The organism is Mycobacterium sp. 852002-51961_SCH5331710 (assembly GCF_001665535.1).
GTDB lineage: Bacteria > Actinomycetota > Actinomycetes > Mycobacteriales > Mycobacteriaceae > Mycobacterium.
In genome coordinates, this window is record NZ_LZSQ01000037.1 from 127,173 (window position 1) to 145,893 (window position 18,721).

At 68.1% G+C, this 18,721-nt stretch carries 18 protein-coding genes; 9 read left to right on the plus strand and 9 right to left on the minus strand.

Features of this window, described 5'->3' with window-relative positions:
- Positions 1-46: 46 nt before the first annotated feature.
- Both A5752_RS06225 and A5752_RS06230 read left to right on the plus strand, forming a co-directional pair.
- The gene (locus A5752_RS06225) at positions 47-1,018 is read left to right on the plus strand and encodes a phosphotriesterase family protein (RefSeq protein WP_067083361.1); all 972 of its coding nucleotides are present in this window, start codon (positions 47-49) and stop codon (positions 1,016-1,018) included.
- A 1-nt stretch (position 1,019) separates the two neighbouring features.
- A complete protein-coding gene (locus A5752_RS06230) occupies positions 1,020-2,489 on the plus strand; it encodes an AMP-binding protein (RefSeq protein ID WP_067083363.1) in 1,470 nt (489 codons plus the stop codon).
- Here A5752_RS06230 and A5752_RS06235 read toward each other — a convergent pair.
- Entirely contained in the window at positions 2,458-3,570 is a 1,113-nt protein-coding gene (locus A5752_RS06235; RefSeq protein ID WP_067083410.1) for an acyltransferase family protein, read from the minus strand. The two genes, A5752_RS06230 and A5752_RS06235, sit on opposite strands and share 32 nt — an antisense overlap.
- A 204-nt stretch (positions 3,571-3,774) precedes the next feature.
- On the opposite strand from A5752_RS06235, the gene pgfA reads away from it, so the two are divergent.
- Genes pgfA through A5752_RS06250 form a run of 3 tightly spaced genes read left to right on the plus strand, consistent with a single transcriptional unit; the run spans position 3,775 to position 8,200 of the window.
- Positions 3,775-4,971 (plus strand): cell envelope lipid trafficking protein PgfA, encoded by a 1,197-nt coding sequence (gene pgfA, locus A5752_RS06240; protein WP_067083365.1) that lies wholly within the window; start codon positions 3,775-3,777, stop codon positions 4,969-4,971.
- A 14-nt stretch (positions 4,972-4,985) separates the two neighbouring features.
- Positions 4,986-6,671, plus strand: coding sequence for an MmpA family trehalose lipid delivery protein (locus tag A5752_RS06245; RefSeq protein ID WP_197500552.1), 1,686 nt, complete (start codon positions 4,986-4,988; stop codon positions 6,669-6,671).
- 56 nt (positions 6,672-6,727) lie between these two features.
- Positions 6,728-8,200, plus strand: a complete 1,473-nt coding sequence (locus A5752_RS06250; protein ID WP_067083367.1) for a 13E12 repeat family protein — start codon at positions 6,728-6,730, stop codon at positions 8,198-8,200.
- 11 nt (positions 8,201-8,211) lie between these two features.
- Here the strand turns inward: A5752_RS06250 and A5752_RS06255 are convergent, their stop codons facing one another.
- Positions 8,212-9,372 carry a glycosyltransferase family 4 protein gene (locus A5752_RS06255; RefSeq protein ID WP_067083413.1) on the minus strand — a complete coding sequence of 387 codons (1,161 nt, stop codon included), beginning with the start codon at positions 9,370-9,372 and terminating at the stop codon, positions 8,212-8,214.
- Between the two features lie 46 nt (positions 9,373-9,418).
- Here A5752_RS06255 and A5752_RS06260 point away from each other — a divergent pair, with 46 nt between their 5' ends.
- Together A5752_RS06260 and A5752_RS06265 are read left to right on the plus strand one after the other, a co-directional pair.
- Positions 9,419-10,180, plus strand: a complete 762-nt coding sequence (locus A5752_RS06260) for a class I SAM-dependent methyltransferase (protein ID WP_067083369.1) — start codon at positions 9,419-9,421, stop codon at positions 10,178-10,180.
- A 54-nt stretch (positions 10,181-10,234) separates the two neighbouring features.
- Complete coding sequence (locus tag A5752_RS06265) at positions 10,235-11,710, plus strand: aldehyde dehydrogenase (RefSeq protein WP_067083370.1); 1,476 nt, start codon at positions 10,235-10,237, stop codon at positions 11,708-11,710.
- A gap of 98 nt (positions 11,711-11,808) precedes the next feature.
- On the opposite strand, the gene A5752_RS06270 is transcribed toward A5752_RS06265, so the two are convergent.
- On the minus strand, positions 11,809-13,644 hold the full coding sequence (locus A5752_RS06270) for an acyl-CoA dehydrogenase (RefSeq protein ID WP_067083372.1): 1,836 nt from the start codon (positions 13,642-13,644) through the stop codon (positions 11,809-11,811).
- 260 nt (positions 13,645-13,904) lie between these two features.
- Here A5752_RS06270 and A5752_RS28145 point away from each other — a divergent pair, with 260 nt between their 5' ends.
- The gene (locus A5752_RS28145; RefSeq protein ID WP_286150407.1) at positions 13,905-14,036 is read left to right on the plus strand and encodes a hypothetical protein; all 132 of its coding nucleotides are present in this window, start codon (positions 13,905-13,907) and stop codon (positions 14,034-14,036) included.
- 74 nt (positions 14,037-14,110) lie between these two features.
- Complete coding sequence (locus A5752_RS06275) at positions 14,111-14,683, plus strand: TetR/AcrR family transcriptional regulator (RefSeq protein ID WP_067083373.1); 573 nt, start codon at positions 14,111-14,113, stop codon at positions 14,681-14,683.
- Here A5752_RS06275 and A5752_RS06280 read toward each other — a convergent pair.
- The 6 genes from A5752_RS06280 to A5752_RS06305 are packed head-to-tail and all read right to left on the minus strand — an operon-like array spanning position 14,680 to position 18,462.
- Entirely contained in the window at positions 14,680-15,201 is a 522-nt protein-coding gene (locus A5752_RS06280) for a dihydrofolate reductase family protein (protein ID WP_067083375.1), read from the minus strand. The genes A5752_RS06275 and A5752_RS06280 overlap by 4 nt on opposite strands.
- 1 nt (position 15,202) lies before the next feature.
- On the minus strand, positions 15,203-16,120 hold the full coding sequence (locus tag A5752_RS06285) for a helix-turn-helix domain-containing protein (RefSeq protein WP_067083414.1): 918 nt from the start codon (positions 16,118-16,120) through the stop codon (positions 15,203-15,205).
- A 55-nt stretch (positions 16,121-16,175) separates the two neighbouring features.
- On the minus strand, positions 16,176-17,021 hold the full coding sequence (locus A5752_RS06290; RefSeq protein WP_067083377.1) for an arylamine N-acetyltransferase family protein: 846 nt from the start codon (positions 17,019-17,021) through the stop codon (positions 16,176-16,178).
- Positions 17,022-17,075: 54 nt separating this feature from the next.
- Positions 17,076-17,411, minus strand: a complete 336-nt coding sequence (locus A5752_RS06295; RefSeq protein ID WP_067083378.1) for a DUF8129 domain-containing protein — start codon at positions 17,409-17,411, stop codon at positions 17,076-17,078.
- A gap of 11 nt (positions 17,412-17,422) precedes the next feature.
- The gene (locus A5752_RS06300) at positions 17,423-17,629 is read right to left on the minus strand and encodes a hypothetical protein (RefSeq protein WP_067083380.1); all 207 of its coding nucleotides are present in this window, start codon (positions 17,627-17,629) and stop codon (positions 17,423-17,425) included.
- Between the two features lie 50 nt (positions 17,630-17,679).
- On the minus strand, positions 17,680-18,462 hold the full coding sequence (locus A5752_RS06305; protein ID WP_067083381.1) for a crotonase/enoyl-CoA hydratase family protein: 783 nt from the start codon (positions 18,460-18,462) through the stop codon (positions 17,680-17,682).
- Positions 18,463-18,721: the final 259 nt, after the last annotated feature.

The following is an 18,721-nucleotide window of genomic DNA, read 5'->3' on the forward strand; positions in this document are numbered from 1 at the left end:
TTTCAAGTACCCGATTGATCCTCCGCTATCTCGTAGCATCGGCCGCGTGCCGGAATTGAACACCGCCCGTGGCCTGATCGACAGTGCGGATCTCGGTGTCACGCTTATGCACGAACACGTCTTCATCCAATCCCTCGACATCACCACCAACTATCCGGAGGTGTGGGGCGACGAGGCCCAGCGCGAGGCCGACGCGATCGTCCGCCTCAACGAGCTGAAGTCCCGCGGTGTCGACAGCATCGTCGATCTCACCGTGATCGGCATGGGGCGCTACATTCCGCGCATCGAACGCCTCGCCGCGCAGACCGACATCAACATCATCGTCGCGACCGGTGTCTACACCTACAACGACGTCCCGATGTTCTTCCACTTCAGCGGGCCAGAGACGCCGCTCGGCGAGCCCATGGTCGACATGTTCGTCCGCGACATCACCACCGGCATCGCCGGCACCAACGTCAAAGCGGCGATCCTCAAGTGCGCGACCGACGAACCGGGCCTGACCCCCGGCGTCGAGCGGGTGCTGCGCGCCGTCGCGCAGGCGCACCGCGAGACCGGCGTCCCGATCTCGACCCACACCCACGCCGCGACCAAGCGCGGCCTGGATCAGCAGCGCGTGTTCAGCGAGGAAGGCGTCGACCTCTCGCGCGTCGTCATCGGGCACTCCGGTGACAGCACCGACATCGACTACCTGGAGCAGCTGATCGACGCGGGCTCCTACATCGGGATGGACCGGTTCGGCGTCGACGTCTTCCTCGGCTTCGAGGAGCGGGTGGACACCGTCGCGCGGATGTGCGAGCGCGGGCACGCCGACAAGATGGTGCTGTCGCACGATGCGTCCTGCTTCATCGACTGGCTGCCGGAGGGAATGATCCCGCAGACCATGCCCAACTGGCACTACCTGCACATCCACAACGACGTGATCCCGGCCCTCAAGGAGCGAGGCGTCACCGACGAACAGCTCACGACGATGCTCGTCGACAATCCGCGCCGGATCTTCGAGGCGCGGGGCGGTTACTGACGTGACCGAGCCGACCCCACCGATCAGCACGCAGGTGTCGCGGCTGGCCGCGGCCGAACCGGACGCGCCCGCGGTCACCTGCGAGGGCGTCACCCTCACCCGCGGTGAGCTGGACGCGTCGGCCAACCGACTGGCCCGCGCCTATGCCGAACTCGGTGTGGGAGAGGGCGATTACGTCACCGTGGTGTTGCCGAACTCGATCGAGTGGGCGCAGGCGGTGCTGGCGACGTGGAAGCTCGGTGCGATACCGCAGCCACTGTCACCGCGGCTGCCCGACGCCGAACTGAGTGGCCTGCTCGAGCTGCGCCCACGCGCCCTGATCGTCGGCCGCGAGGACCCTGCCGGTCTGATACCCAGCGTGCCATCGGGTTTCGTTCCCGATCAGGGTCTGTCGGATGAGCCGCTGCCGGAGAAGGTGTCGCCGGTGCTCAAGGCGATGGCGTCGGGCGGCAGCACCGGGCGGCCCAAGCTGATCGAGGCGGGCGGCGACAGCCGTTTCCCGCCGCTGGTCGGTTATCCCCTTGGGGCGCAGGAAGGTGACGTCAACCTGATCTCGGTGCCGATGAGCCACAACACCGGGTTCACCACGTTCGCGATCGGGCTCGTGCAGGGCCATCACCTCGTGCTCATGCCGAAGTTCGAACCGCACGAGTTCCTCCGTCTGGTCACCGAGTATCGCGTGACGTTCCTGACGACGGTGCCGACGATCATGCAGCGCTTGATTCCGGTCTACCGGGCCGATCCCGCTGCCTACGACCTGTCGTCGATCCGACGGTTCTGGCACGTCGGCGCGCCGTGTCCGCCCGCGGTCAAGCGGGCGTGGATCGAGATCCTGCAACCGGATGCGCTCTGGGAACTGTACGGCGGCACCGAATTACAGGCGTTGACGTTCATCACGGGCAGCCAGTGGTTGGACCATCCGGGCTCGGTCGGTGTCGTCGTCGCCGGGGAGATGAAGGTCCTCGACGACGACGGCAACGAATGTCCGCCCGGGGTGGTCGGCGAGATCTACATGCGGCCGTCGCCAGGCAGCGCACCCACCTACCGCTACATCGGCGCGACGGCGAAATCCCGCGACGGCTGGGACTCGCTGGGCGACCTCGGCTACTTCGACGAGGACGGGTTCCTCTACCTCAGCGACCGGCGCGTGGACATGTTCACCGTCGGGGGCAAGAACGTCTATCCCGCCGAGGTCGAGTCGGCACTCGCCGAACATCCGGCCGTGCTGTCGTGTCTGGTGGTCGGTGTCCCGCACGACGATCTGGGGCAGGTGCCGCACGCGCTGGTGCACGCCGACGGCGATCTCGAGGAAGCGGACGTCATCGCGTTCCTGTCCGAACGCGTCGAACGCCACAAGGTGCCGCGCACGGTCGAGTTCAGCGACGAACCGCTGCGCGACGACGCGGGGAAGGCCAGGCGGTCGGCGGTGCGCGACGCCGTTATCGCGCGACGGGCTCAGGCACGCTGCTGACCGACGAGTCCAGCGGCGGAACGGGCCGGGCGTGCCGATACTCCCAGCGCCGCAACGCCGTTCGGCACGGTGACTCCACCAGCGCGTAGCTGACCGCGGCGATCGCGAATCCGAACACGACCGTCAGCACCAGGACCACCGGCATGTGTCCGTTGAACGCGAACTCGCCGATGACCGGGAACACCATCGCCAGCGCGGCGAGGTGCCAGATGAACAGTCCGTACGACCATCGCCCCAGCGTCACCATCGTCGTGTTGCCCAGCAGCCGGTGCGGGGTGTCGGGCCGGTCGAGCACGAGCGGCGCCAGCAGTGCGCCGGCGACCACCGCGCCCATCGCGGTCTTGACGACGAACTGGCTGACGGTGCCCGGGGTCAGTCCCTCGGGACCCGCGATCGGTGAGGCCGCGATCAGGAACGCGACGATCGCGAGGGCGGCCATCAGCACCCGCCGCCGGGCCAGCCGGTGCGGCCACCCGACGGGCGTGACCGTCAGCTCGGCGAGCAGCATGCCCGCCGCGAACCAGGAGAAGAACGCCGGCGGCCAGTTCAGGTGGTTGACGCCATCGGGCGTCGCGATCGGCAGCACCGCCCACGCCAGGCTGGCGATGCCCGCGACGGCGATGACGGGGATGCGGGCGCGCACCGGCACCCGGCGCACCAGCAGCGCGAGCACCGGCAGGGCGATATAGAAGGCGACCTCGACCGAGAGGCTCCACATCTGCGTCAGCCCCGCGGTCAGCGTCAACGGCACATAGATCTGGGTCAGCGTGAGGTTGGCCAACCACACGGTCAGGTCCGCGCGGGCCTCCGGCAGCAGCGACAGGATCACCACCACCGCGATGAGGTAGCCGGGCATGATGCGGACCAGCCGCGAGCGCAGGTAGTGGCCGGTCGGCGGGATCGGCCGCAACCCGCGCGCGGCGGCGGCATGCCCGCGCCACAGCAGAAAGCCCGACAGTGCGAAGAACACCGCGACCGCGAGGTCGAACCGCCCGAACAGGCGTCCGGTGACGCCACCGGTGTGGCCGGTCTGGAAGGCGACGTGGGTGACGACGACGCCGACCGCGGCGCAGGCGCGCATGCCCTCGACGGCAGGCAGGAACCCGCGGGTGCCGCCCACCTGCTCGTCGCGCGTCTCACCGGTCACGGCAATCAGTGTGCCGGGTAGAACCAAACACGCTGACCACGGGTGCGCGGATGCGGCCGGACTAAACGACGACCTTAAATTGTGCTGTTAGGGTCAAACGGGTTTCTGCGGGCATACCGCAGGTGAAGGAGGCACGGTTTGAACCGCGCAGTGGCGCTGCGGATTGCGGCATGCGGAATCTTGGGGCTGGGTGCCGCCCTGCTGATCGCCGCGTTGTTGCTGTCCACCTACACCCACAGCAAGATCGCCAAGATCCCGCTGGACCTCGAGGCCACGCTGATCAGCGACGGCAGCGGCACGGCCTTCGACCCGGCGTCGCTGAACGGGGAACGCTTCGTCGTGGACCGGGATGTGCCGATGGTCCAACAGGAGCAGCTCTCGGTGGAATCGCCGTCGAACGCCGACGTGGTGACGCTGCAGGTGGGCTCCACGCTGCGCCGCACCGACAGGCAGCAGGACGCTGGGCTGCTGCTGGCCCTGGTCGACACCGTGACCGTCAACCGCAGCACCGCCGAGGCCGTGTCCAGCGAGAGCAATCCGGGCGGTGCGGTGCAGAAGCCGCGCGCCATGGAGGACGACAAGCCCCCGACCAACATCGCGCTGCCGCACGAGGGCCTGGCCTACCGGTTCCCGTTCGACACCGAGAAGAAGACCTACTCCGTCTTCGACCCGATCGCGCAGAAGGCGTTCGACGCCAACTACGACGGCGAAGAAGACGTCAACGGCTTGACCACCTACCGGTTCGTGCAGAACGTCGGGTACGACTCGGACGGCAAGCTCGTCGAGCCGGTGAAGTACGCGTCGCTCTACGAGGACGACGCCGACAGCGAGGTCACCGCGCGCGCCGCGATGTGGGGCGTGCCGGGTGAGCCCGACGAACCGATCACGATGTCGCGGTATTATGCCGCGCAGCGCACCTTCTGGGTCGACCCGGTGTCCGGGACGATCGTCAAGAAGGACGAGCACGGCTACCACTACTACGCCCGCGAACCGCTCAAGCCCGAGGTGACGTTCGTCGACTACAAGGTCGCGTTCAACGACGAGACCGTCGAGTCGCAGGTCGCCAGCGCCGGCGACGAGCGCGACCGGGTCGCGCTGTGGGGCCGCATCCTGCCGATCACGTTCACCGCGACGGGGCTCGTGCTGCTGGTCGGCGGTGCCCTCCTCGGCTCGTTCAGCCTGCGCGCGGAGTCCGCGCTGATCGACCCCGGGCTCGACGAAGCCGACCACGGGTTCTTCGACACCCAGGGCATCAAGGTTCCGGGCGCCGAGGCCAAGACCGAGAAGATCCCGACATCTCGCCCGACCGACCTGCCCCCGGACAGACCGGTCTGATTCGGCGGTCGGTTGTGGCACCGGCGTATGCGCTGGTGCTTGCCCTTGCGGTGACGGTGCCGCTGCTGGCGCCCGGATATCTGCTGGTGCGCGACGCGGTGTCCACGCCGCGCTCCTATCTGTCTGACGCCGCGCTCGGCCTGTCCGAGGCCGCGCCGCGGGCGCTGCCGCAGGACTTCTTCATGGCCGTTGTGTCTTCGGTGGTCGACGGCGGCGTGGTGGCCAAGACACTGCTGGTTGCGGGGTTGTGGCTGGCGGGCTGGGGTGCCGCGCGGCTGGCCGCGGCGGTGGTGCCCGAGTCCGGGGTCGCCGGCCAGTGTGTGGCGGCGACGGTCGCGGTGTGGAATCCGTACGTCGCCGAGCGCCTGTTGCAGGGCCACTGGAGTCTTCTCGTCGGCTACGGGTGCCTGCCGTGGGTCGCCGCGACGATGCTGCGGCTGCGGGAGTCGGCGGGGTGGAGTTCGGTGGCGGCGCTGGCGTTTTGGATGGCGCTGGCAGGGCTGACGCCGACCGGGCTGCTGTTGGCGGCGACGGTCGCGCTCGTGTGCGTCGTCGCCCCCGGGCAGGGCTGGCGGCGGGGGCGGTGTGCGGGCGTGGCGCTGGGTATGACGGTGGTCGCGGCGTTGCCGTGGTTGGTGGCGGCGGCGGTGGCGCGCTCGTTGGAGTCGTCGCAGGCCGACGGTGTCGTCGCGTTTGCGGCTCGCGCAGAACCGGGCCTCGGGACGCTGTTCAGCCTGGCCGGGCTGGGCGGTATCTGGAATGCCGATGCGGTACCGCCCTCTCGTACAACGCTTTTCGCGATCGTCGCCACCGTGGTGATGCTCGCTGTGGTGGCTCTTGGCCTGCCGGTCGTATTGCGGCGGCCCGCGGCGGTGCCGCTCATGGTGCTCGCCGGGGTGGCCGTCGTGCTGCCCGCGCTGATGGCCACCGGGCCGGGGCTCAGCCTGCTCGAGGCGGTCATCCGCGCCTTTCCCGGCCTCGGGGTGGTCCGAGACGGGCAGAAGTGGGTGGCGCTGGCGATGCCCGGCTACGCGCTGGCCGGTGCTGGTGCGGTCGTCGTCGCGGGACGCCGGGTACCGGCCGCGGTGGCCGCGACGCTCTGCTGCGTGGCGTTGATCGCGACGCTGCCGGACCTGGCGTGGGGGGTGGGCGGCCGGGTCGCGGCCGTGCAGTATCCGCCGGGATGGGCGAAGGTGGCCGCTCTGATCAACGAAGACCCGCGCACGGTCGCCGTGATGCCGATGGGCAGCATGCGGCGGTTCGAGTGGGCGGGCGACGCGCCGGTGCTCGACCCGCTGCCTCGGTGGGTGCGCGCCGACGTCTTGACCACCGGCGATCTGCAGATCGGTGACCGCACCGTGTACGGCGAAGGGCAACGCGCCCGCGACGTGCAGGAGATCCTCGTCGAGAGCGCCGACCGCCGACTGCTCGCGGACGCGGGCGTCGGCTGGGTCGTCGTAGAATCAAGCGGCGTCGAATCGAGCGGTGCGACAACACCTTTGCCGCTACCCGTGGCCTATGCCGACGACGACCTCAGGCTGTATCGCGTGGGTGGCTCGACGCCGCCGGCCGACAAAAGGGCGGTGGTGGTGGCCGCGCACCTGGCGTGGCTGGCGATGCTGGTTGCGGGCGCGGGTGTCGGGATGGCGCGGAGGTTGAGCAAGGCGCCGCCACGAGTCAGGGCACCTCACCGTCGATGACCTCGCCGTCGGCTGGCGGCAACCGGATGTCATACCCGACACTTACAATCGCACGTATGTTCGACACGGCGAGCGACGCGGGGCTGGTCGACCTGATGGGCCAGGCGCAGCGCGCGAGCCGACGGGAGTTCGCGCGTCAGCTGTTGGCTATCGGGCACTTCAGCCTGCGCCGCGTCCCCGAATGCGATGGCGTGAACGACGACAAGGTGGTCGACGACTGGGAGGTCGTGGCTGCCGAGATCGGTGCCGAACTCGGCATCAGCCGCGGACGGGCCTCGTCCATGATGAGCTCGGGCCAGGCCCTGATCCAACGGCTTCCCAAGGTGGCGAAGCTGTTCGCCGCCGGTGAGATCGACTGGCTGGTGGTCAACATGCTGATCTATCGCACCGAGCTCATGGTCAGCGAGGACGCCTGCGCACTGATCGACGCGATCTTCGCCGACCGGGCCGCCCAATGGAACCACCTGTCGTACAACAAGCTTGTCGAGGTCGTCGACTGGCTTGTCCTTCAAATCGACCCGGACGCGGTGCGCCGAGCCAAATCCCGTGACGACGACCGCCATTTCGACGTCACACCGGGCCAATACGGAATGGCCGACATCGTCGCCTGCCTACGCGGCGTCGACGGGGTGGCTTTGACTCAGCGACTCGACGCGCTGGCCGCCACGGTCTGCCGGGAGGATCCACGTACGCATCGCCAGCGCCGGGCGGACGCGATCGCGGCGATCCTCGCCCACGAAGACGCGATGGCGTGCCTATGCGAACGGCCGGACTGCCCTGCCGCCGGCAGAACGGCAACCACCGTAGTGGTCCATGTGCTCGCCGAGCGGGACACCGTCGAGGGCACGGGCTCGACACCTGGGTATGTGTCCGGGCTGGGCCCGGTTCCGGCGCCGACCGTTGCCGAGGTGGCGCGCCACGCCCAGCGGCGCCCCGTCGAGGCTCCCGACAACGCCGAACCCGAACCGCAGTACCGTCCCTCGACCGCGCTGGCCAACTTCGTACGCTCCCGCGACCTCACCTGCCGGTGGATGAATTGCGACCGCCCCGCCTGGCGATCCGACATCGACCACGCCGCGCCCTGGCCCTATGGGCCCACCCATCCGTCCAACAACGCCTGCTTCTGCCGGCTGCACCACCTGATGAAGACGTTCTACTACGGACCCGGCGGCTGGATCGTGCAACAGCAACCCGACGGCACCGTCATATTCACCAGTCCGACCGGGCGTATCCACACCACGACCCCGTTCGGAGCGATGCTGTTTCCGCAACTCGGCGCCTCCACCGGCACGCTTCACGTGCCCGAGGTGCCGGCACCGACACCGGGACGCGGGATCTGCATGCCCACCCGCCGACGGACCCGCCGCCAGAACCGCGAGCGGCGCATCCAAGGCGAGCGCGCCCTCAATGCCACGATCCGAGCGGAGAACACCACGCCGACCACTCCGAGTTCCGGCAGCTTCTACCCCCTGGGTACCGGTCCGCCGACCGACCCGAGAGTTCTGATGGACGATCTGCCGCCGTTCTAGCGTCGCGAAGGCTATACGACGCCGCTGACGTATTGCCCGGAGTGCACGGACTCGAGCACGGTGCGCATCGCGTCGGCGCTCTGCTGCCAAGAGAATTCGCCGCAGCGGGCGTGCGCCTTGGTTCCGAGTTGTTCGCGCAGAACATGGTCGGACAGCAGCTCGCCCAGACCGTCGACCAGACCGTCGAAGTCGTCGACCAGCACGCCGGTCACGCCGTCGACGACCGAGTCGGTCAGCCCGCCCGAGGATCTATAGCCGATGGTGGGCACCGAATGCTGGCCGGCTTCGATGACCGCCAGCGCCCAACCCTCTTTGCGTGACGGCAAAACGTGCACCCAGGCTTCCTGCAGCACACGGTGTTTCGCTTCATCGTCGATATGCCCGTGGAACGTGACGGCGTCGGAGATGCCGAGCAGCGCGGCGTGTTCGACGAGCCGCTGCTCCCACCAGCCGCCGCCGACGATGTCGAGCGTCAGGTTCGGGATGCGCGGACGCAGCGCGGCGACGGATTCGAGCGCGTCCTCGATCTGCTTGTGCGGCACCAGCCTTGACAGCACCACCACCTTCGGCGTCGCCGCGCGCCGGCCGGTCAACGTCGACGCGGGTGCATCGTCGAGACCGTTGCGCACCACCGCGATCTGTGCGGGTCGCACACCCAACGCCGCGAGATCGCGCGCCGACGGCAGCGACACCGTGACGTACTGATTGCGCCGGTGCGCCCGCGGCGAGAGCCTCGACTCGACGAACCACCCGACGCGGCCCTTCACGGGACCGGCCACCGGCCACTGTTCGCGGTGGCAGTGGTGCACGAGCACCGCGACGCGCCGCCCGTAGGCGAGCCTCGCCATGAACGGGATGCCGTTCTGGGTGTCGATCACCACGTCCGGCCGCACGCGTCGCAACGGCCCCAGCCCGATGCGGGCGAACACCATCGCGAGCCCTGCCCAGATGTAGACCGTGTGCCGTCCCCCGCCGCGGCTGACCCGGACTCCGTCGACGACCTCGCGGCGCCGCGCCCCCGGATAGCGCGCGGTGCGCAGCGTGACCTCGACTCCCGAGGCGGCCAGCTGCGCGCCGATGCGCTGCAGGTAGGCCTCGCTGCCGCCCCCTTGGGGATGGCCGGTGTCGCGCCAGCACAGCAGCAGCACCGATCGGAGCGGACGGGAAGACATCGGCAACAGCGTAGTCGGGCCGAGGCGCTGCGTAGGGTTCGGTTCCATGTCAGTCACGGACAGGTTCGCCGACCGGGCGACGCTGTCGCGGTCGCTGCGCCTGCTCGCGGAGTTCCGCTTCGAGCAACCCGACCCCGCCCGCTTCTACGGCGCGCTCGGCCGCGACACCGCTGACATGATCGCCGACCTGTGGCTCGGCGCTTGTCATTCGTCGCCGGTCGGGCTCACCGTGCTCGACGTCGGGGGCGGGCCGGGATATTTCTCGGAAGCGTTCACGGACAGGAGTTTTCGCTACATCGGGGTCGAGCCGGATCCGGCCGAGATGCACGCCGCTCCCGGGGCGGTCACACCGACCACCTACGTGCGGGCGTCCGGGATGGCGTTGCCGTTCGCCGACGACAGCGTCGACATCTGCCTGTCCTCGAACGTCGCCGAACATGTGCGGCACCCCTGGCGCATGGGCGCGGAGATGCTGCGGGTGACCAGGCCCGGCGGGTTGGTGGTGCTGTCGTACACCGTGTGGTTGGGCCCGTTCGGCGGGCACGAGACCGGGCTGTGGCACTACCTCGGCGGCGCCCGCGCCGCGCGCCGATACACCCGTCGACACGGTCATCCGCCGAAGAACAACTACGGCTCGTCACTGTTCGCGGTGTCGGCGGCCGACGGCCTGCAGTGGGCGGCGAGCACCGGCGCCTTGATCGCCGCATTCCCCCGCTACCACCCGCGATGGGCGTGGTCGCTGACCGAGGTGCCGGTGCTGCGGGAGTTCCTCGTGAGCAACCTGGTGCTGGTCCTGCGGGCGCTCTGAACGGTCGACTGCAACAGGTTCTCGTTTTGCGTCGCGATAGGTAGTGTGACGGTCATGACACAGAGCACCGCGTTTCGGACACAGTGGGACAAGCTGTTCATCGGCGGTAAGTGGGTCGAGCCGGCCACCTCGGATGTGATCGAGGTGCACTCGCCCGCGACCGGTGAGGTGGTGGGCAAGGTGCCGCTGGCCTCGGCCGCCGACGTCGACGCGGCCTGCGCCGCCGCGCGCAAGGCGTTCGACGAGGGCCCGTGGCCGCACAAGTCGCCGCAGGAGCGCGCCGAGGTGCTGGCGGCGGCGGTGAAGCTGATGGAGGAACGCGGCGAGGAACTCAAGTTCCTGTTGGCCGCCGAGACCGGTCAGCCACAGACGATCGTCGACATGATGCAGTACGGCGCCGCGATGTCGGCGTTCCAGTACTTCGCGGGCGCCGCGGACAAGTTCCCGTGGAAGGAGATCCGCGACGGCATCTACGGTCAGACGCTGGTGCTGCGCGAGCCGATCGGCGTCGTCGGCGCCGTCACCGCATGGAACGTGCCGTTCTTCCTGGCCGCCAACAAGCTCGGGCCGGCGCTACTGGCCGGCTGCACCGTGGTGCTCAAGCCGGCCGCCGAGACGCCGCTGTCGGTGTTCGCGATGGCCGAGATGTTCGCCGAGGCCGGCCTGCCCGAAGGGGTGCTGTCGATCGTGCCCGGCGGCCCGGAGACCGGTCGCGCGCTGACCGCCAACGACCTGATCGACAAGTACACGTTCACCGGCAGCAGCGCGGTGGGCAAGGAGATCGCCAAGATCGCCGCCGAGAAGCTCAAGCCGTGCACGCTGGAGCTCGGCGGTAAGTCCGCCGCGATCATCCTCGAGGACGCCGACCTGGACTCCACGCTGCCGATGCTCGGGTTCTCCGGTGTGATGAACAGCGGGCAGGCCTGCGTCGCGCAGACCCGCATCCTCGCGCCGCGCTCGCGCTACGAGGAGGTCGTGGAGAAGGTCGCGAACTTCGTCGGCGCGATGCCCGTCGGCCTGCCCGACGACCCGAACGCCGCGATCGGCCCGCTGATCTCGGAGAAGCAGCGCGACCGCGTCGAGTCCTACATCAAGAAGGGCGTCGACGAGGGTGCCCGCATCGTCACCGGCGGTGGCCGTCCCGAGGGATTGGACAACGGCTGGTTCGTACAGCCGACCGTGTTCGCCGATGTCGACAACTCGATGACGATCGCCCAGGAGGAGATCTTCGGCCCCGTGCTGGCGGTCATCCCCTACGAGGACGAAGAGGACGCGATCCGCATCGCCAACGACTCGGTGTACGGGCTCGCGGGTTCGGTGTGGACCACCGACAACAAGAAGGCGCTCGAGGTCGCATCGAAGATCCGCACCGGTACGTACGCGGTCAACATGTACGCCTTCGATCCCGGCGCCCCGTTCGGCGGCTACAAGAACTCCGGCATCGGCCGCGAGAACGGCCCCGAGGGCATCGAGGCCTACGTCGAGCACAAGAGCGTGCTGCTGCCGTTCGGCTACACCCCCGAGGACTGATCTTTCTTTCCGCGAGCTGGGCCCACGCCGAAGGCAGGGGAACGTAAAACTGCCTGAAATCGCGTAAAAGTAGGCAGTTTTACGTCTGCTCGCCGGTATCAGAAAGCGGCTTCGGGGACGTCCATGACTTCGAGGCCCACGGTCTCGATGATGCCGCGCTGGGCGGTCAACAGCGGCAACATGTGCTTGGCGAAGAATTTCGCAGCGGCGACCTTGCCCGTATAGAACGCGTGGTCACTGTCGGGGACATCGCCGTCGAGTGCGGCGAGCGCAATCTCGGCCTGATGCAACAACAACCAGCCGATGACCAGATCGCCGACGGCAAGCAGGAACGGAACGGACCCCAGCCCGATGCGGTACAGCTCGCGCGGATTCTCCTGAGCCGACACCAGATATCCGGTCAACGACGCGACCATGGACTGCACATCCTGCAACGCGGTGGCCAGCAGCGCCCGAGCATCCGCAAGTTCCGGACGGGCGGTCTCACTGCCGACGAATCCCTGGATCTGGCCGGCCAGGTGCGCCAGCGCAGCGCCTTGGTCGCGGGCGATCTTGCGGAAGAAGAAGTCCTGCGCCTGGATCGCGGTGGTGCCCTCGTAGAGCGAGTCGATCTTGGCGTCGCGGATGTACTGCTCGATCGGATAGTCCTGCAGGAAGCCCGAACCGCCGAACGTCTGCAGCGATTCGGTCAGGCACTGGTACGCCCGCTCCGAACCCACGCCTTTGACGATCGGCAGCAGCAGATCGTTGACGCGTTCGGCCATCTCGGCGTCGGCGCCCGACACGAGCTGCGCCACGGCGGCATCCTGGTGGGCGGCGGTATAGAGGTAGAGCGCCCGCAACCCTTCGGCGTAGGACTTCTGCGTCAGCAGCGCGCGACGCACATCCGGATGGTGCAGGATCGTCACCCGCGGCGCGGTCTTGTCGGTCATCTGCGTCATGTCCGCGCCCTGCACCCGCGTCTTGGCGTAGTCGAGCGCATTGAGATAGCCGGTCGACAACGTAGCGATCGCCTTGGTGCCCACCATCATTCGGGCGTACTCGATGACCTTGAACATCTGGGCGATGCCGTTGTGGGAGTCGTTGACCAGCCATCCGACGGCGGGCACGCCGTGTTGGCCGAACGTGAGCTCGCACGTCGCCGACACCTTCAGCCCCATCTTGTGCTCGACGTTGGTGACGAAGACGCCGTTGCGCTCACCGATCTCGCCGGTCTCGGGGTCGAAGTGGTACTTCGGCACGATGAACAGGCTCAGGCCCTTGGTGCCCGGGCCCGCTCCCTCGGGCCGGGCGAGCACGAGATGCATGATGTTCTCGAACAGGTCGCCGGTGTCACCGTTGGTGATGAACCGCTTGACTCCGTCTAGATGCCATGTGCCGTCCGGCTGCTGCACGGCCTTGGTCCGACCGGCGCCGACGTCGGAACCCGCGTCGGGTTCGGTGAGCACCATCGTCGCGCACCAGTCGCGCTCCACCATCAACGATGCCCAGTGCCGCTGCTGTTCGTTGCCGATGCCATAGAGGATGTCGGCCATCTTCGAGCCAGCCTGATAGATGAACACCGCGGGATTTCCGCCGAGCACGAACTCGTTGATCGCCCATTCGACCGCGGCGGGCGCCGCCACCCCGCCGATGTCCTCCGCCATCCCGACGCGGAACCACTCACCCTGCTGCCAGGCCCGGAACGACTTCTTGAACGGCTCGGGCAGGGTCACCTCGTGAGCGGCCGGGTCGAAGGTGGGCGGGTGGCGATCGGATTCGGCGAAGGACTCGGCGAGCGGACCCTCGGCCTGCCGAGCCGCCTCGTCGAGCATCTGCCGCACCGAATCCCCGTCGAGGTCACCGAACTCACCGGTCGCCAGGGCCTTGTCCAGGCCAAGCACCTCGAACAGGTTGAACTCGAGATCCCGCGCGTTGCTTCTGTAGTGGCCCATGACGAGCGCCTTTCGTTCTCGCGTCGAGCCGTAGCGTAGCCGTCCGACGGACCCGCGACCTGCAGTTCAGCTCAGGCGCGTGGCGAGCCCAAGAATTATGCTTTAAACCATAATCAGGCGTCTTGTGGCTTCTGCCCGGCTGAGCCGCGTCCCACGCTCCCACCTGCACTGACCACGGATAACACTGTGATGTGGAATACATTAATTGCTTCGGTGTGTTCTGGGTTTTATGCTCTTCGTCATAACCAGGGAGGCACCCCATGTGGGTCATTGAAGTCAACATCGCCGGATACCGGTTCACCCACCGGGTGCACGACCGGCGTCGGCCCGTCTTTCGCTTCAGCCCACTCAACTGGCGTCCGGCGCAAGTGCCTCGCACACCCGCAGCCTGACCACTCGATTGGAGGTTGATCTGTCTTCCGCCGCCACCAAGACCGCCACGAAGCGCGGATCGACGCGCACCAAGATGCTGATCGCCGCGGCCGAGGTCATGCGGGAGCGCGGCGCAGCGGGTGTCACGATCGACGAGGTGCTCACCCGCAGCGGCGCCCCGCGCGGGTCGGTCTATTACCACTTTCCCGACGGCCGCAATCAGATCCTGCGCGAGGCGCTCCGGTTCGCGGGTGAGGCGATCACCAAGGAGATCGACGAGGCGGCCGCCAAGGGTGGCATGCACCTGGTCCGCAGCTTCGTGGCGTTCTGGGAGGAACTGCTCGTCGAAAGCGAATTCGCCGCGGGTTGTCCCGTGGTCGCCGCGGCAATCGGTTCGGCCGAGGACGAGCCCCAACTGACGACGGTGGCAGGCAGCATCTTCGGCCATTGGCGTGACGCGCTGACGCGAGCGTTCGTCTCTGACGGTTTCGACGAGTCCGACGCGGCCTCCCTCGCCATCACCTGCATCGCGGCGCTGGAAGGTGCCGTGGTGCTGTGCCGCTCGACGCGCTCCGTCGACCCGCTGCGTGACGTAGCCCAGCAGGTCGAATTCCTCATCAGGTCACGGGATTTCATCCGCCGCAACGGCGTGCCCGACCGCAACTAGGCCGAGCGCCAGCGGGCGCATACGAAGTCCCCGTTGACCGCCGACTCGACCAGCGTCCACTCCGAACGGATCGGCAGCACGGGCGAACCCGCGCCCAGCGAGCACGGAGCGTAGCTGACGATCATCTCGTCGATCAGCCCCGCCGACACGAATTGTCGTGCGACGTCACCTCCCCCGACCACCCACACGTCCTTGCCCGCCGCGGCGGACACCATCGTCGGGTGCAGATCGGAGACATCGCCGGCGAACGTCCGCACGTCGTGTCCCTGCTCGATGATGTGCGGGCGACGCGTCATCACCCAGGACGGCTGCTCGTACATCCAGTCGCCCGGGTGGTTGCGCACGATCCATTCGTAGGTCGCCGAACCCATCACCACGGCGCCGATCGTCGCGATGAACGCGTCGTAGCCGAACGGTCCGCTCTGGTCGATGTCGCGCGAGGTCAGCCAGTCCAGGCTGTCGCGGTCGTCGACGATGTAACCGTCCAGGCTCGACGCCGTGTAGTAGACCGTCGCCAAATCAGTTGCCCCGCATCCATTCCAAGGGATCGCCCCGGGGCACATCGATACCGTGGCGGGCCAGCATCGTGCGGGCCAGGCCGCGCCGGTGCGCGGAGTACTCCAACACGTGCGCGACGATGCCGTACAGCTGGAACGACTCCGGTGGATCACACAGCGCGTCGATGACGGTGTCCCCCATCCGGCCGTCGGCGGCGTACTCGGAAACCATTGCCGTCCAGCGCTTTGCGATGTCGTCGTGGTGCTGGGCGAGCTGTCCGGCGGTCATGTTCTCAGGCGTTGTGGCGGTGCGATCGGGAAAGTCGCGACCGTCGATCGTGGCCAGCCACACCTGCTTGGTCCACACGATCGTTGCGAGCACCGCGCCGACACTGGGTTCCGCGCCGTCCCAGTCGAGCACCACCTGGCCGGGTGAGATCGCCTCCCGCCATTGGTCGTTCGTCAGGCCCGTCGCGCGGTCGATGAGGTACGCGGTGTCGGCGACGTCGTGCGCCACCATCAGTCCAGAGATGTCCGGCTCCTTTGCCTCGCCCGCGTTGTCCAGCCACAGCGAGTGCGGCGGATGGAAGTGCAGCCCGTTCGGCGCAGCGACCCGGAAGGCGACGTCGGCGGCCCTCGACGGCGGCACACCGAAGGTGCGCCGGAAGGCGCGTGAGAACACCTCGGTCGACGACCATCCCTCGTCGGCCGCGACGGCGGCCACCCGCTCACCGTGCTGCAGTCGCCAGGCAGCCCGTTCGAGCATGATGCGGCGACGCATCGCGGCCGGCGACTCGCCGGTCAGCCGACGGACCTCCCGCGAGAAGTGGAACTCCGAGGCGTGACTGCTGCGGGCCATGCTGTCCACACCGCTGTTGTCGGCGTCGACGACCGCGTCGAGCAGTTCGCGCAGGCGGTCGCGGCGTGCTGGCTGGCTCACGATCAACGAGTATGGCCGCGCCGCTCGCGGATGGCCATGACGATTCCTGCTGCGTTCAGCTGTCCAAGACCTCGTGGACGCGGGCCTCGATGTCGCGGTGGTCGCCGAGGTCGGCCAGATCGATGCCGAAGCGGTCCGTGAGTTCGGTGAGGACCTCGGCCGCGGTGTCGAAGCGGATCCGTTCGGTGCCACCGCCGCTGTGGACGGCCAGATTGCGTCCACGCAGATTCCACCGAGCGTCGTCGGTGACCAGCGCCACCGTCAATCCGGTCACGAAGCCCGACTCGGGAAACGTTGAGACATACCAACTTCCAACCTGGAGGTCGATCTGCGGTCGCGGTCGAGAGTCGAACATGTACAGCGGCTGCCACTCCCCGCGGATCTCGGCCTCCAGGAGATACCCGTCGTCGTGCTCGCGCAGCCGGTAGGGCTCGTGGCGGGTGGTCTGCACGGGACCGGCTTCGAGCCGGATCGGCGACGACAGCGTCTGGCCGCCGAACCCGACGTCGACCAACCACTGTCCGTCCTCGCCCGGCATGTGCACCGCCAGCACCTGATGGGTCTGCGCGGGCAGGGCACCCGACTGGTTCATCCACACCACCCGGCCCGCAAGGCGAGCGACGTCGTATCCCAGTGCCTCGAGCACGTAACCCATCAGACCGTTCTGCTCATAGCAGTATCCGCCGCGGCGACGGCGAACGAGCTTGCGGGCGAGGGCCCCTGCGCTGAGATCGACGACCGGAATGCCCATCAAGGGATCGAGGTTCTCGAACGGGATCGATCGGTTGTGCGCGGCCACCAACCCGCGAAGTGTGGACAGCGTCGGCTCGTTCGAACCGGTGTATCCGATCCGGTTCAGATAGGCCGCAACGTCCAGATCGGCCAGCACATCCGTCGTCATGCCTCACATCTTGCGACCTGAACGGCCGTTGAGGTCAACGATTCGCGGTGCGGCTTACGGCTTGCCGCGCGCGGGCGTCTGGTTCGCGACACCGTGCCGCAGCGGCGTATTGCCCTGCGCGGCCGTCGACTCCTGCACGGGCGATCCGCCCGCCGCGCCACTCACCTCGGGTGCGTTGTTCGGGTCACCGGACGACGGCTCGGCGCCGTGCGTCAACTCCTTGAGCCGCGCGTGGAGCACCTCGAGCACCGGAATGCGGTTGCCGTGCGAGGTCTCGTGGTCGAACACCGCGCGCAGTTGGGGTTCGTCGAGCGCGCGGATGCGATGACGCAACTCGGTCAACGGCAGCTGGTCGTAGTCGGTGATCGGCAGATCGTCGCTCTGCGCCATGCGCTGTCTCCTCAGAGGTGGGGTAGGCCGTCGGTCGGCGAAGGGATCGCTGGTCCCGGCTCGTCGGCACGCCCGCGGTACCGGACGACCACCGCGGCGACCGCTCCGATGCCTGCGAGTGCCAATGTCGGCCACATCGCGACCTGTAACAACCACACTCGCCGCTGCACCTTGAAGATGCGCTTCTGCGCGCGCCGCGCTCGGGACAACGTTTCCACGCCTTACGGTTGCCCCGGGCGGCGGCGACAAAACCCTTTTGCGAAACCCCTTAGGTTCCCGTCCACTTCGGCGCCCGCTTCTCGGCGAACGCGATTGCGCCTTCCTTGGCGTCGTTGGACATGAAGACCGGTCCGAAGATCTCGACCTGCTTCTTCCACATCTCCTGGGAGTTCCAGTCGCGGGATTCGACGATGATCCGCTTGGTCGCCGCGACGGCGAGCGGACCGTTGGCGGTGATCTTCTCGGCGAACGCGATCGCGGCCTCCAGCGCCTGTCCGGGCTCGGCGAGGACGTTGACCATGCCGAGGTCGTGGGCGCGCTGCGCGGACAGGCTCTCACCGGTCAGGGCGAGCTCCATCGCGAGGCCGTACGGGAGCCGCTGCGGCAACCGCAGCAGTCCGCCGCCGCCGGCGACCAGGCCGCGCTTGACCTCGGGGATGCCGAACGCGGATTCCTTCGACGCGACGATCAGGTCGGTGGCCAGCGCCAGCTCGCACCCGCCAGCGAGGCAGTAGCCCTCCACGGCGGCGATGAGCGGCTTGGCGGGTGGGCGCTCGGTGAAGCCCAGGCCTCGGCCCTCGATCGCCACGTTCTCGCCGCGGGCGAACGCCTTGAGGTCCATGCCCGCGCTGAACGAGCCGCCGGCGCCGGTCAGGATGCCCACCGACAGGCCGGCGTCACCGTCGAGTCGGTCCATGGCATCGGCGAGGCCCCGGCTGACGTCGGCGTTCACCGCGTTCTTGGCCTGCGGACGGTTGATGGTGATGATCAGGATGCGGTCGCGCTGTTCGACCAGTACGACTGGTTCAGTGTTGTCACTCACGCGGCTGATCGTAACGGCCCGTCGATCGCTTCATGCGCGTCGCAGCGATCCGCCGGACCCGCTGCGCTCACGGGCCTTTCTTCCCGTTCCCGTTGCCGTGGCCGTTGCCCTTCTTGGGCGGCTTGGGCGGTTTGGGCGGTTTGGGCCTGTCTCTTATACACATCTCCGAGCCCACGAGACTGCAGCTAATGTCGTATGCCGTCTTCTGCTTGAAAAAAAAAAGGGGGGGGGGGGGGGGGGGGGGGGGGGGGGGGGGGGGGGGGGGGTC

Coding starts and splice junctions, on each gene's coding strand:
- A5752_RS06235 (WP_067083410.1), bottom strand. CDS start 3,570: ATGCGCGCCTGCGCCGCGGTCGGCGTCGTCGTCACCCACGTCGCCTTC.
- A5752_RS06250 (WP_067083367.1), top strand. CDS start 6,728: ATGTTCGACACGGCGAGCGACGCGGGGCTGGTCGACCTGATGGGCCAG.
- A5752_RS06255 (WP_067083413.1), bottom strand. CDS start 9,372: ATGTCTTCCCGTCCGCTCCGATCGGTGCTGCTGCTGTGCTGGCGCGAC.
- A5752_RS06260 (WP_067083369.1), top strand. CDS start 9,419: ATGTCAGTCACGGACAGGTTCGCCGACCGGGCGACGCTGTCGCGGTCG.
- A5752_RS06265 (WP_067083370.1), top strand. CDS start 10,235: ATGACACAGAGCACCGCGTTTCGGACACAGTGGGACAAGCTGTTCATC.
- A5752_RS06270 (WP_067083372.1), bottom strand. CDS start 13,644: ATGGGCCACTACAGAAGCAACGCGCGGGATCTCGAGTTCAACCTGTTC.
- A5752_RS28145 (WP_286150407.1), top strand. CDS start 13,905: ATGTGGGTCATTGAAGTCAACATCGCCGGATACCGGTTCACCCACCGG.
- A5752_RS06275 (WP_067083373.1), top strand. CDS start 14,111: ATGCTGATCGCCGCGGCCGAGGTCATGCGGGAGCGCGGCGCAGCGGGT.
- A5752_RS06290 (WP_067083377.1), bottom strand. CDS start 17,021: ATGACGACGGATGTGCTGGCCGATCTGGACGTTGCGGCCTATCTGAAC.
- A5752_RS06295 (WP_067083378.1), bottom strand. CDS start 17,411: ATGGCGCAGAGCGACGATCTGCCGATCACCGACTACGACCAGCTGCCG.